The organism is Avibacterium volantium (genome assembly GCF_049366555.1).
Lineage (GTDB): Bacteria > Pseudomonadota > Gammaproteobacteria > Enterobacterales > Pasteurellaceae > Avibacterium > Avibacterium volantium_A.
This window is the reverse complement of sequence record NZ_JBMMGT010000025.1, coordinates 25,151-37,872: the sequence shown is the minus strand read 5'-3', so window position 1 is coordinate 37,872 and position 12,722 is coordinate 25,151. Positions and strand designations below refer to the sequence as shown.

Here is a 12,722-nt window from a genome sequence, read left to right as displayed (position 1 = left end):
AAAAGTTTTTATAAACACAATCTTATGTACTTTTGTTAAGCCATTATGCACAGCAAGTTTTTATTTCAATTCTTTGAATAATCCTGTTGTTTTTTCAATATCTAAATCTATCTATATGTGCCACTTAACATGGATTTAAAAAAGAGTTATGAAACCTTCAAAACCTTTATGTGTAAACTGATTCAGATGTATTTGAATGTCAAAGATGATGCTTACTTATTGTTCTTTTGTAAACTAGAGTGGTTAGCAAAAGTTGTCAGTACCTTATTTCGTACTCTAATAATATTTTATAGTGCGCATGAAATCGCTGATAACCAAGCTGTAGTCGCTATCTTTGCAATGCAATTTACTAACGAAACGTTTGAGAAAAAGTTTATTTAGAAGAAAACGGAAAAGTAGATAATGGAAAAATGAGCTTGAAAGTATGAAATATACAACAAAAAATGATGCCCTTATCGAAATAAGGGCATTTTATGTAGAGCTAGTCAATTTTAGAGTTTCGTGCAACGGCTGCATAATACCACATTTTTCACCGCTCTTTGCTTTTATCTTAATCTAAAACCTAGAAATTCGCATTTCTTGGTGCGCGTGGGAATGGGATCACGTCGCGGATATTTTGCACGCCAGTTACATAAACGATTAAACGCTCAAAACCTAAACCAAAGCCTGAATGTGGCACGGTGCCGTAACGGCGGAGATCGCGATACCACCAGTAATCTTCAGGGTTTAAGCCCATTTCAAGCATACGTTTATCTAGCACATCTAGGCGTTCCTCACGTTGTGAGCCACCAATGATTTCACCAATTCCCGGGGCTAATACGTCCATTGCCGCCACGGTTTTGCCGTCGTCATTTAAGCGCATATAGAAGGCTTTGATGTCTTTTGGATAGTTTTTTACCACTACTGGGGATTTGAAATATTCTTCCGCTAAATAACGTTCGTGTTCTGAGGACAAATCAATGCCCCAAGACACCGGAAATTCAAATTTTTTGCCTGATTTTAATAAGATTTCAATGGCATCTGTGTAGTCAATTTGCGCAAAATCAGAATTAATGAAGTTTTCTAAACGGCTGATAACGTCCTTATCAACGTGTTTTTCAAAGAATTTTAAGTCATCTTTGCGTTCATTTAATACCGCACGGAACACATATTTAAGCATATCTTCCGCAAGTTTTGCGTTATCGTTTAAATCAGCAAAGGCCATTTCTGGCTCAACCATCCAGAATTCTGCCAAGTGGCGAGTGGTGTTGGAATTTTCCGCACGGAATGTTGGGCCAAAGGTGTAGATTTTACTTAACGCACAAGCGTAAGTTTCGCCGTTTAACTGACCAGATACGGTTAAAAATGCTTCTTTACCGAAAAAATCTTGCGAAAAATCCACCGCACCTTGTTCTGTGCGTGGCAGATTTTCTAAATCAAGAGTGGAAACACGGAACATTTCGCCCGCCCCTTCGGTATCAGAAGCGGTGATAAGTGGCGTTGCCACCCAGTAGAAACCTTGCTCGTGGAAGAAACGGTGAATGGCTTGCGCTAAACAATGACGAACACGCGCCACCGCTCCAATAATGTTTGTGCGTGGGCGTAAATGTGCGACTTCTCGCAAATATTCAATACTGTGGCGTTTTGCGGCCATAGGGTAGGTATCAGGATCTTCCACCCAACCTGTTACTTCCACATTTTCCGCTTGTAATTCAACCGCTTGCCCTTCAGCTGGGGATTCCACCACTTTACCCGTTACGATCACTGAGCAACCTGTGGTTAAGCGTAGGATTTCATCTTGATAATTTGCGATGTCGTTATTTACGATCACTTGGATAGGATCGAAGCAAGAGCCGTCATACACCGCAAGGAAAGAAAGCCCTGCTTTAGAATCGCGGCGAGTACGCACCCAGCCACGCACGGTAACTTGATCACCGATTTGAATTTTGCCTTGTAATACATCTACGATAGGGGCAATTTGTATCATATAAACCTCAATCAAAAAAATTAGCGTAAAAACGTGCCTAGTTTACCGCAAGTCAAGACATTTGCCAAAATGAATTGTGCGATTGTTTTTGTGAAGTCGCCCACAAAATTGAAGTAAATAACTTGTTTTTAGATCGCAACCTGATATAAAAAACAATTATTTCATTTCAAAAATTTAATCGACTAATTAATCAACGATGAGGCGTTATGATCAAGGAAAGAAAACAAGACAAGTATGTCTTAAAATTACAGCAACTAGGGAAAGTGTATCGACTCATTGAGCAATTTGAAGAAATTTCGCGGATTGACCTTTCAAAACTCTCACGCTTAGCCCCTGCGACAATTACTTCTTTAACCCGTCAGCTTATTAACGAACGGCTAATTATTGAAAAAGCCGTGCGAAATACAGAAAACCGTGGTCGTCCAGCTATTGGTTTATGTGTATCGCCTTTTTTCTGGCAGTCTTTATGTGCGGTATTGAGCGAAGATCGCTTTGATATTTTTCTTTGTGAATTAGATGGCACACCGTTGGCAGAACATTCCTTTCCTTTACGCCGTGAAGAATTTGCCCAATTAGATCGGGTTTTAGTTGGCTATGTGCAAGCGTTTTTAGAAAAAACAAAACTTGAACCTTATAAGGTGATCACTTTTTCCATTGCGGTAACAGGGGAATTAGACAGTGAAGAACGCTATGTTTATCAGCTTGGCAATCGTCAGCTCACCTTAGATTTGAAAGCCTTATTTCACCCTTATTTCAAAATGCCAGTAATGGTTACGGATTATTTCCAAACTTGGCTGTTTGCTGAAAGCTCTGTGGGCAGCGTGATTGGTTGTGATCACGTTTTATTTTTACAACTTGATGAGCGGATAAATTTAAGCGTGCTATCGCAAGGTGATGTGTTACGATGTAACAAACAGCCGAAAATGAATATTGATAAACTCATCACCCCAAGATTAAACCCAATTCAGGATAAACTTAATAATCAGTTACCTGAAATTGAACGCAATCAAATCATCAATCAGCTAACACATAAAGCCATTTATAAATTGATTGATTTGGCGTATCCCAACAATCAACAAATTGATAATATTGAAAAAATCCACTTTTTATGTGAACAGGCACAAAAAAATGATGGGAAAGCCGTTGATATTATTCATCATATTGCTGATTTAACGGCTTATCATTTAATGTGTTTAGTGAATATGTTTTCTTCTAAAAAAGTGATGTTAAACACCTGTTTATTGGCAGCAAAAGAGATTTTCTTAGCCCGCTTAAATCAACGCTTATCCCTTTATCATTGCGATGTGGAAGTGGTAACGAGCCGTTATAAATGGAATAGCCCAGAAGTATTAACCGCCGCCATTAAACAAGGGATTTATGACGGCAGTTTGTTAGGTGATCTACTGAAAAATAAAGAAAAATTGTGTTAGCTCAATGTTCTCCTGATGAAATTCCTTTAGAATTCAACACAAATTGGATCATAAGGAAAAAATGATGAGCTGCTTTTTTGTTACCGGCACGGATACGAATGTAGGGAAAACCGTATCCAGCCGTGCCATTATCCAAGCGTTGCAAAATCAAGGTATTCAGATTGTCGGCTATAAGCCCATAGCCTGTTGTCAAGAAGATTGGTCTTATTGCGAAAGCGCAGTAGATAGTGATTATGGGCTAGAAAATAATTCTGATGTGCTAACCTTAATCGATGCCACAAAAGAAAATGTAACCTATCAAGATGTGAATAGTTATAGCTTTTCGCACAGTTTGCCTATGTTAAGTGAAGATGGGCAACGCATTGATATAAAAAAAATTAACGCCGATCTCAGCGCGCTGACGCAGCGTTATCAATCTGTGTTAGTGGAGGGGGCATTTGGTTGGCTAACGCCGATGAATAAGGAATACAGCTTTGCCAGCTGGGCCATCTCACACAAAATGCCTGTAGTGCTGGTGGTTGGCATTAAAGAAGGTTGTATTAATCACGCATTGCTGACCGCACAATCCATTCAACAATCGGGCTTGCCCTTAGTGGGTTGGATCGCCAATCGCATTAACCCAGGCTTAGCCCATTATGCGGAAATTATTGAAATGCTGAGTGAAAAAATTGACGCACCGTTGCTCGGACAAATCCCCTATGTGCATCGCCCTGAGGAACAAGAATTAGGGCATTATATTACCAATATTGAGCGTTTAACTTATCTGCAAACGGAATGGGTGAAGTAGATGAAGTAAACGAAATTCATTCGTTTCAATCTGAATGATTATTAAAGTGCGGTGCAAAAAATCAAAATTTTTCCACCGCACTTTGTTTTTTCGCCATTAAATATGGCTTCTGCTTAAAACACTACAAATGCGCTGTGCTATTCACCGTTTCTAACACAAAACGCCCTACATTTTCGTTTTCCGCTTGCTCATAGTGAACAATGCTAATGGACGTGTTATCCAAACGGATTACTCGTGGATTTTCACGGTGATTTTGCCAGGTTGAGCCATCAAATAAGGCCAGCAATAAACGCAGTGTGTGTCCGTGAGAAACCAGTAGAATATTGCCTTCGTTATGCACATTGGTAATGTCATAAACTGCCTGCATTGCGCGTTCAGCCAGTTCAGCAAAGGTTTCGCCGCCGTTGCTTTTGGCTTGATAATTCGCAGGATCTTTGGTCATTTGCTGAAATTCTTCGCTTTGACGAATACTATCCACCAACACGCCCTCCCAGCTACCAAAAAAATGTTCGTTTAAGCCTTTATGCTGAAAGAAAGGAATATTGCGCTCGCCAATAATGTATTGCGTGGTATCCATTGCCCGTTTTAACACGCTGGAATAGGCGGCAACGAAAGGCACATCAGCTAAGTATTTACCTGTTTTGATCGCACCTTCTATGCCTTCCGCCGTTAATGGCGAATCCCCTTGACCTTGTAATAAGCCCTTTTCATTCCATTCCGTGCGTCCGTGCCGAACAAAATAAAAGCGAAGTTGTTTTTTCATTGCTTCCTCAATCAGTGTAAAAATAGGTAAAATTCATACCGCACTTTATAACAGCGGGCTGAATAAGAAAAATAAACGTTCAATCACGCGTTGATACACGGGGCGTTTCACCCAATCTTCATAGCCTAAAAGTGAGGCGTGCTGGCGATAACTTTCTTGCAACAACGTCACTTCATTGGCGAATGCCACGTCTTCCACCACCATTGTTACTTCAAAATTCAACATAAAACTGCGCATATCCATATTTACCGTGCCAACAAGGGCAAGGCGGTTATCAATCAACACGCTTTTAGTATGTAATAAGCCTTGCTCAAATTGATAAATTTTCACCCCAGCGGCAAGCAGATCTTCAAAAAAGGTGCGGCTCGCCCAGCTTACCATTAAAGAATCGTTTTTCTTTGGAAGAATCAGCGTAACGTCAATACCACGCAATGCCGCAATGCGTAAGGCTTCAGCAATGCTATGGCTTGGCACAAAATAGGGCGAGGTAATGGTGATGCTTTGGCGCGCGGAAAAAATCGCAATAGAAAGGGATTGCGCCATTAAATCATCAGGAAAGCCCGGCCCTGTGGCAAGAATTTGCACGGCGTGCGAATTATTTTGATCAATAGGTAGCAAGGGGCAATCTGGCAACTGCAAGGGGATTTCTTTATCGCTTTCAATTTGCCAATCCCACGCATACAACCCATTTAGCACGGCAGAAACAGGCCCATTAATACGCACCATAATATCCACCCATTCGCCAACGTAGCTGTTTTGTTTGAAATATTTTGGATCAACCATATTCATACTGCCGGTGTAAGCAATTTGATTATCGATCACAATAATTTTGCGGTGCTGGCGTAAATCAATACGACTAAAAAACATACGCAGTAAATTAACGTGTAGCGCTTCGGTGATCTCAATGCCACTTTCTTTCATTTGGCGGTAATTTTTACTTTTTAGAAATTGACGGCTGCCCACGCTATCCACCAATATCCGCACCGTAACACCACGCTGTTGTGCGCTAATTAGCGCGTTCTGCACCTCTTCCACTAAGCCGCCATTCCACCAAATATAAAACACCATATTAATGCTGTGTTGAGCTTGGTGAATATCTTGAATAATGCTTTTAATAATACTTTCTGGCGTGTCTAAAATATGTAGCTCATTGCCCAGAACACAAGGGATATTTAAGCGACTTTTGGCTAAGTCAAAAATGGGGCGATAAAGTAGGGTGTTGTGATGATTAATTAATTGCGGACATTGCGAAAAATCGCCAAACCACTGGTTAAATTTGGGGGCAAGCAAACGAAATGCTTTTGCTCGTTTTGTGCCTAATTTCACTTCGCCAAACACTAAATAGGCGATAATGCCCACCACTGGCACGAGATAAATAATCATCAACCAAGAAAGGGTGGCTGAAACCGATTGTTTTTTTATCACTAATCGCATTGTGATAGAAATGGTCAAAATCCAAATCAGGACAGGGACGAGATATGCTATAATCTGTTGAAAAGTAAAATTCATTTATTTTTAACCGCACTTTTATAAACATCTAATTATGCCAGAGATCACAACGCCAATGTTCGACATTGTTTTTCAGCACGCCGATTTTATCATTATTCACAAGCCTTGTGGCATTTCCGTGCATAAAGATGATCAGGCGCTTGGTCTAACCACCTTAGTGGCGCAGCAATTAAATTTGCCCCAAGTGTGGCTGGTACATAGGTTAGATAAAGTAACTTCTGGGTTGTTAATCTTAGCGTTGAATAAGCAGGCTGCGGCAACCTTGTCAGGCCTATTTGCCGATCATCGCATTGAGAAAACCTATCTGGCGTTATCCACCGAAAAGCCGAAGAAAAAGCAAGGGCGAATTGTGGGGGATATGCAAAAATCTCGCAATGGCACTTGGAAATTATGCCAAAGCAAGGAAAACCCTGCCATCACGCGTTTTTCTTCCTTAAGCTGTGAGCCAAATTTACGCCTTTTTATTTTGTTTCCGCAAACAGGCAAGACGCACCAGTTACGCGTGGCAATGAAAAGCCTAGGCAGCCCGATTTTAGGTGATGAACTTTATGGCGGAAATAAACAAAAATCCGACCGCACTTATTTGCATTGTTATCAGCTTAAATTCACTTACAAAGACCAGCAGATTAATGTGAAAACCTTACCAAAAACAGGCAAATTTTTCACCGCACTTTCCGTGCAAGAAAAAATTCAGCAATGGGAAAGGGAGAATAATTGTGAAAAGCCAGAATAAAAACGTGATTTTTTAAGGCGTTAGTATTATTATTAAGGCATTTTTTCAATTCTTATCAGATTTATTTACTCATAGAGGATAGGTATGCAACACCTTAAAGACATTACAGAACAGGCAAAAGACGCGATTGAGAAATTGCACGATAAAAGCCTCGAAACCCTAGATGCGATTCGCGTAGAATATTTTGGTAAAAAAGGGCATTTTACCCAATTAATGCAAGGGTTGCGTGATATTGCCGCCGAAGAGCGTCCTGCAATGGGGGCGAAAATTAATGAGGCAAAACAGAAAGTTTTAGACTTATTAAACAGCAAAAAAGCGGAATGGGAGCAAGAAGCCTTAGATGCTCAGCTTGCCAAAGAAAGTATTGACGTGAGCTTGCCAGGGCGTAAAACGGAACTTGGTGGCTTGCACCCTGTTTCTGTAACCATTGGGCGTGTGGTGAGCTTTTTCTCTAATTTAGGTTTTACGGTGGAAGTGGGGCCTGAAATTGAAACGGATTATTACAATTTTGATGCGTTAAATATCCCCGCTCATCACCCCGCACGAGCCGATCACGATACCTTCTGGTTCGATGCCGAGCGTTTACTGCGTACCCAAACCTCTGGGGTGCAAATTCGTACAATGGAAAAAGCCAAACCACCTATCCGTATTATCGCCCCTGGGCGTGTTTATCGTAATGATTACGACCAAACCCACACCCCAATGTTCCACCAAATTGAATTACTTTATGTGGATAAGCACGCCAATTTCACCGAATTAAAAGGTCTGTTACACGATTTCTTGCGTGCCTTTTTTGAAGAAGATTTACAAGTGCGTTTCCGTCCTTCCTATTTCCCATTCACCGAACCTTCAGCGGAAGTGGACGTTATGGGCAAAAATGGAAAATGGTTAGAAGTGTTAGGCTGTGGAATGGTTCACCCAAATGTACTACGCAATGTGGGTATCGATCCAGAAGAATATTCTGGCTTTGCGGTGGGAATGGGCGTAGAGCGTTTAACAATGCTTCGTTACAATGTAACAGATTTACGTTCATTCTTTGAAAACGATCTGCGTTTCTTAAAACAATTTAAATAATTAATCCGATTGACCGAATAAAATTTACGATAGAGAAAGAATATGAAATTTAGTGAATTATGGGTGCGTGAATGGGTAAATCCTGCCATTAGCACTGAACAATTATGTGATCAAATTACTATGCTCGGCTTGGAAGTTGATGGCGTTGAGCCTGTGGCTGGGGCATTTTCAGGCGTTGTGGTGGGTGAAGTGGTGGAATGTGCCCAACACCCTGATGCGGATAAATTACGCGTAACCAAAGTTAATGTGGGCGGTGATCGTCTCTTAGACATTGTATGCGGTGCGCCGAACTGCCGTCAAGGCTTAAAAGTGGCTTGTGCGGTTGATGGTGCAGTGTTACCGGGTAACTTTAAAATTAAGAAAACCAAATTACGCGGTCAGCCTTCTGAAGGAATGTTATGCTCATTCAGCGAATTAGGCATTTCAGACGATCACAACGGCATCATCGAATTACCCGCAGATGCGCCAATTGGTACGGATTTGCGTGAGTATTTGCAATTAAACGATAACACTGTAGAAATTAGCTTAACGCCAAACCGTGCGGACTGTTTAAGCATTGCAGGAATTGCCCGTGAAGTGGGTGTGGTTAATCAGCAAGCCGTTAATGCCCCTGAAATTAAGTCTGTTGCAGCAACCATTGCAGATAAAGCACAAATTGAGGTATTAGCCCCTGAAGCTTGCCCTCGTTATTTATTGCGTGTGGTTAAAAATGTGAACGTAAAAGCGGAAACCCCGATTTGGCTAAAAGAAAAATTACGTCGTTGCGGTATTCGCTCTATCGATCCTGTAGTGGATATTACTAACTATATTTTGCTTGAACTCGGTCAGCCAATGCACGCTTTTGATGCCGCCAAAGTGGCGCAGCCTGTGCAAGTGCGTATGGCAAAAGAAGGCGAAGAATTGGTGCTATTAGATGGCACAACCGCCAAACTTCAACCAAACACTTTAGTGATTGCCGATCAAAATGGCCCATTAGCGATGGCGGGTATTTTTGGTGGCGAAGCCAGTGGTGTGAATGCCGAAACCAAAGATGTGATTCTTGAAGCTGCATTCTTTGCGCCATTAGCCATTACAGGACGCGCTAGACAATATGGCTTGCATACCGATTCTTCACACCGTTTTGAACGTGGTGTAGATTTCAATCTTCAACACAAAGCAATGGAACGCGCAACCGCATTATTGTTAGAAATTTGCGGTGGGGAAGCCGGTGAAATTTGCGAAGCGGTCAGCGAAGCTGATTTACCAAAAGTGAAACAAGTGCAATTACGCCGTGAGAAATTGGATCACTTATTAGGTCATCATATCCCAACGGAAACCGTTACAGACATTTTGCAACGCTTAGGCTTACAAGTGAGCTACCAAGACGGTTTATGGACAGCCATTTCACCAAGTTGGCGTTTTGATATTGAAATTGAAGAAGACTTAATCGAAGAAGTAGCACGCATTTATGGTTACAACAACATTCCAAATAATGCCCCATTAGCGCATTTACAAATGAAACCAATGCCTGAAAGTTTATTAGAATTGGTGCGTGTGCGTACCGCATTTGTCGATAGCGATTATCAAGAAATTGTGTCTTATAGCTTTGTTGATCCAGAAGTTCAGCAATTATTATACCCAGAGCAAGAAGCATTAATTCTGCCAAACCCAATTTCGCGTGAAATGTCGGCAATGCGCGTGTCTTTATTACCGGGCTTGCTTACAACCATTGCTTACAACCAAAATCGCCAACAAAGCCGTGTACGCATTTTTGAAGGCGGATTACGCTTTATTCCTGATAGCCAAGCAGAAAGCGGCGTTCGTCAAGAATATGTACTGGGTGCAGCCATTGTGGGAGATAAACGCCCTGTTCATTGGGAACAAAAAGGCGAAAATGTGGATTTCTTTGATCTAAAAGGGGATTTAGAACGCATTTTATCACTAACAAAGGCTGGAAATCGTTTGCGTTTTGTAGCAAAATCATATCCAGCGTTACACCCAGGGCAATCTGCTGCCATTATGTTAGACGACAAAGAAATCGGTTATATTGGCACGGTGCATCCCAAAGTGGTGCAACAGCTTGGTTTATCTGGTAAACCTATCGTATTTGAAATTGAATGGGCTGCTATTGCAGAAAGACCTGTTCCAAATGCCAAAGAAATTTCTCGTTTCCCTGCAAATAAACGTGATTTGGCGGTTGTAGTGGATAGCGCAACACCAGCGGGCGATGTGTTAGAAGTGTGTCGTCAAGCGGGTGGGAAACAGCTTGTAAACGTAAGTTTATTTGATGTTTACCAAGGGGCGAATTTACCAGAAGGTAAGAAAAGTTTAGCCATTAGCTTAACCATTCAAGACACTGATAAAACCCTTGAAGAGAAAGAGATTAATGCGGTGATTTCAGCGGTATTAGACGCATTAAAACAACGCTTTGATGCCTATTTGAGAGATTAAAATTATGACATTGACCAAAGTTGAACTAGCAGACAGCTTAATTGAAAAGCATAATCTAAATAAACGTGATGCCAAATTATTGGTGGAAAGTTTTTTTGAGGAAATTCGCGTGGCATTGGAAAGTGGGCAAGATGTGAAATTATCTGGATTTGGTAATTTTGAATTACGCGATAAAGCCTCACGCCCAGGACGTAACCCTAAAACTGGGGAAAGCGTATCTGTTTCCGCGCGCCGAGTGGTGGTATTCAAGCCCGGTCAAAAATTACGCTCTCGTGTAGAAAAATCTAAGCCAAAGGCTTAAAGTTTATGTGATGAGAAAGCTATCCTGTTTTAGGATAGCTTTCCTTTTATTTATTTTTGTAGGTAAAAAATGCGTTTAGCTAAATTTATTTTGGTTTCCCTTGGTCTTACTGTATTAGCGGCTTGCTCAGGCTCTCCCCATTCAGTAAAAAATTCAGGTTCAGATCAAAAAATTTCTTATCAAGGACAACTTGGTGATCAGATTATGACGATCACCTTATTGAGTGAACATCAACGAGAATGGGCTGGCACGCCTTATCGTTTAGGCGGGCAAAGTCGCCGTGGTATTGATTGCTCTGGGTTTGTCCAAAAAACGTTTCTTGATCGTTTTAATATTCAACTTCCACGCACCACAAAAGATCAAGCCAAATATGGCACGAAAGTAGCCAAAGAAGACATTCAAACGGGTGATTTAGTTTTCTTTAAAACAGGGCGCGGGCCAAATGGCTACCACGTTGGTATTTATGTGAAAGACGGCCAATTCCTACACGCTTCAACTAAAGGCGGCGTGATTTATTCTTCACTCAATAGCCCTTACTGGACTCGCACTTATTGGCAAGCGCGTAGAATGTAAAACCGAGTTTATAGAAAATACAGAAATAAAAAGTGCGGTGGAAAATTTTTGATTTTTTCACCGCTCTTTATTTTTGCCATTTTCTTATTCAGCCTTTGTTTAACTCACTTCCTTAAACGAAATCATTTCATTTTGGCTGAAATCCGTTTGCTCATCTTCATCTTGGAATAATGGGGTAGTAGGTAGCTCCTGCTTATCAAAAGCAATATCCCCTTCCACGCCGTCTAGGTTTTGTCCACGTTGAATATCTTTGAAATTAAACAAATTTTTATCGCATAGGTGCGAAGGCACAATATTTTGCATTGCGCTGAACATTGTTTCGATGCGCCCCGGATATTGGCGATCCCAAGTTTGCAACATTTCTTTTACCACTTGGCGTTGTAAGTTAGGTTGCGAACCACATAGATTACAAGGAATAATCGGGAATTGTTTGGCGATGGAATATTTTTCAATGTCCTTTTCTTTGCAATAAGCCAGCGGACGAATCACAATTTGCTTGCCGTCATCACTGATTAGTTTTGGTGGCATTGATTTGAGTTTGCCGCCGTAGAACATATTTAAAAACAAGGTTTCTAACATATCATCACGGTGATGCCCAAGTGCGATTTTGGTTGCGCCAAGTTCTGTGGCTGTGCGGTATAAAATCCCACGTCTTAAACGAGAACAAAGGGAACAAGTGGTTTTGCCTTCAGGAATTTTTTCTTTCACAATGCCGTAGGTATTTTCTTCCACGATTTTGTAATCCACGGCAATGCTTTCTAAATATTCAGGCAAGACGTGTTCAGGAAAACCTGGTTGTTTTTGATCTAAATTTACCGCCACAATGTCAAAATGAATCGGTGCGTTAAGGCGTAAATTAAGCAAAATATCCAGCAACGTGTAGCTGTCTTTACCACCAGATAAACACACCATCACCTTATCGCCATCTTCAATCATATTAAAATCGGCAATGGCTGCGCCCACATTACGGCGTAGGCGTTTTTGTAACTTATTGAAATTATAGATTTGTTTCTTTGTTTTTTCGTTTTGAGAAGTTAAATTTTCGCTCATTGGGTTTATTATTCGGTTATATCAATTTAAAAAAACTTGCGTATAGTAAGGGGTAATGGGATTTTTTCCAATAGGAATGTGCAGGATTAGGTCTTTTTAGGTAGCT

11 protein-coding genes are annotated in these 12,722 nt (G+C 41.0%); 7 read left to right on the top strand and 4 right to left on the bottom strand.

Annotated elements, in window-relative coordinates:
- Positions 1-562 precede the first annotated feature (562 nt).
- Complete coding sequence (gene asnS, locus ACLS0A_RS08690) at positions 563-1,966, bottom strand: asparagine--tRNA ligase (protein WP_416083111.1); 1,404 nt, start codon at positions 1,964-1,966, stop codon at positions 563-565.
- Between the two features lie 206 nt (positions 1,967-2,172).
- Between asnS and ACLS0A_RS08685 the strand changes: the two genes are divergently transcribed.
- Both ACLS0A_RS08685 and bioD read left to right on the top strand, forming a co-directional pair.
- Positions 2,173-3,396 carry an ROK family protein gene (locus ACLS0A_RS08685; protein WP_126372494.1) on the top strand — a complete coding sequence of 408 codons (1,224 nt, stop codon included), beginning with the start codon at positions 2,173-2,175 and terminating at the stop codon, positions 3,394-3,396.
- Positions 3,397-3,460: 64 nt separating this feature from the next.
- Entirely contained in the window at positions 3,461-4,183 is a 723-nt protein-coding gene (bioD, locus tag ACLS0A_RS08680) for a dethiobiotin synthase (protein WP_416083112.1), read from the top strand.
- Positions 4,184-4,304: 121 nt separating this feature from the next.
- Here the strand turns inward: bioD and ACLS0A_RS08675 are convergent, their stop codons facing one another.
- Together ACLS0A_RS08675 and cls are read right to left on the bottom strand one after the other, a co-directional pair.
- Positions 4,305-4,946, bottom strand: a complete 642-nt coding sequence (locus ACLS0A_RS08675; RefSeq protein ID WP_416083110.1) for a histidine phosphatase family protein — start codon at positions 4,944-4,946, stop codon at positions 4,305-4,307.
- A 45-nt stretch (positions 4,947-4,991) separates the two neighbouring features.
- Positions 4,992-6,455 (bottom strand): cardiolipin synthase, encoded by a 1,464-nt coding sequence (cls, locus tag ACLS0A_RS08670; RefSeq protein WP_416083109.1) that lies wholly within the window; start codon positions 6,453-6,455, stop codon positions 4,992-4,994.
- A 34-nt stretch (positions 6,456-6,489) separates the two neighbouring features.
- Between cls and ACLS0A_RS08665 the strand changes: the two genes are divergently transcribed.
- From ACLS0A_RS08665 to ACLS0A_RS08645, 5 genes are all read left to right on the top strand, one after another.
- Positions 6,490-7,188 carry a TIGR01621 family pseudouridine synthase gene (locus ACLS0A_RS08665; RefSeq protein ID WP_416083108.1) on the top strand — a complete coding sequence of 233 codons (699 nt, stop codon included), beginning with the start codon at positions 6,490-6,492 and terminating at the stop codon, positions 7,186-7,188.
- Between the two features lie 84 nt (positions 7,189-7,272).
- On the top strand, positions 7,273-8,262 hold the full coding sequence (gene pheS, locus ACLS0A_RS08660) for a phenylalanine--tRNA ligase subunit alpha (protein WP_416083107.1): 990 nt from the start codon (positions 7,273-7,275) through the stop codon (positions 8,260-8,262).
- Between the two features lie 42 nt (positions 8,263-8,304).
- On the top strand, positions 8,305-10,692 hold the full coding sequence (gene pheT / locus ACLS0A_RS08655) for a phenylalanine--tRNA ligase subunit beta (RefSeq protein WP_416083106.1): 2,388 nt from the start codon (positions 8,305-8,307) through the stop codon (positions 10,690-10,692).
- A gap of 4 nt (positions 10,693-10,696) precedes the next feature.
- Complete coding sequence (locus tag ACLS0A_RS08650) at positions 10,697-10,993, top strand: integration host factor subunit alpha (protein WP_416083105.1); 297 nt, start codon at positions 10,697-10,699, stop codon at positions 10,991-10,993.
- A gap of 69 nt (positions 10,994-11,062) precedes the next feature.
- A complete protein-coding gene (locus ACLS0A_RS08645; RefSeq protein WP_416083104.1) occupies positions 11,063-11,566 on the top strand; it encodes a C40 family peptidase in 504 nt (167 codons plus the stop codon).
- Positions 11,567-11,665: 99 nt separating this feature from the next.
- Here ACLS0A_RS08645 and ttcA read toward each other — a convergent pair whose 3' ends face one another.
- Complete coding sequence (gene ttcA, locus ACLS0A_RS08640) at positions 11,666-12,616, bottom strand: tRNA 2-thiocytidine(32) synthetase TtcA (protein ID WP_416083103.1); 951 nt, start codon at positions 12,614-12,616, stop codon at positions 11,666-11,668.
- Between the last annotated feature and the right edge of the window lie 106 nt (positions 12,617-12,722).

Coding starts and splice junctions, on each gene's coding strand:
- ACLS0A_RS08645 (WP_416083104.1), top strand. CDS start 11,063: ATGCGTTTAGCTAAATTTATTTTGGTTTCCCTTGGTCTTACTGTATTA.
- pheS (WP_416083107.1), top strand. CDS start 7,273: ATGCAACACCTTAAAGACATTACAGAACAGGCAAAAGACGCGATTGAG.
- cls (WP_416083109.1), bottom strand. CDS start 6,455: ATGAATTTTACTTTTCAACAGATTATAGCATATCTCGTCCCTGTCCTG.
- ACLS0A_RS08675 (WP_416083110.1), bottom strand. CDS start 4,946: ATGAAAAAACAACTTCGCTTTTATTTTGTTCGGCACGGACGCACGGAA.
- bioD (WP_416083112.1), top strand. CDS start 3,461: ATGAGCTGCTTTTTTGTTACCGGCACGGATACGAATGTAGGGAAAACC.
- pheT (WP_416083106.1), top strand. CDS start 8,305: ATGAAATTTAGTGAATTATGGGTGCGTGAATGGGTAAATCCTGCCATT.
- ACLS0A_RS08685 (WP_126372494.1), top strand. CDS start 2,173: ATGATCAAGGAAAGAAAACAAGACAAGTATGTCTTAAAATTACAGCAA.
- ACLS0A_RS08665 (WP_416083108.1), top strand. CDS start 6,490: ATGCCAGAGATCACAACGCCAATGTTCGACATTGTTTTTCAGCACGCC.
- ttcA (WP_416083103.1), bottom strand. CDS start 12,616: ATGAGCGAAAATTTAACTTCTCAAAACGAAAAAACAAAGAAACAAATC.
- asnS (WP_416083111.1), bottom strand. CDS start 1,966: ATGATACAAATTGCCCCTATCGTAGATGTATTACAAGGCAAAATTCAA.
- ACLS0A_RS08650 (WP_416083105.1), top strand. CDS start 10,697: ATGACATTGACCAAAGTTGAACTAGCAGACAGCTTAATTGAAAAGCAT.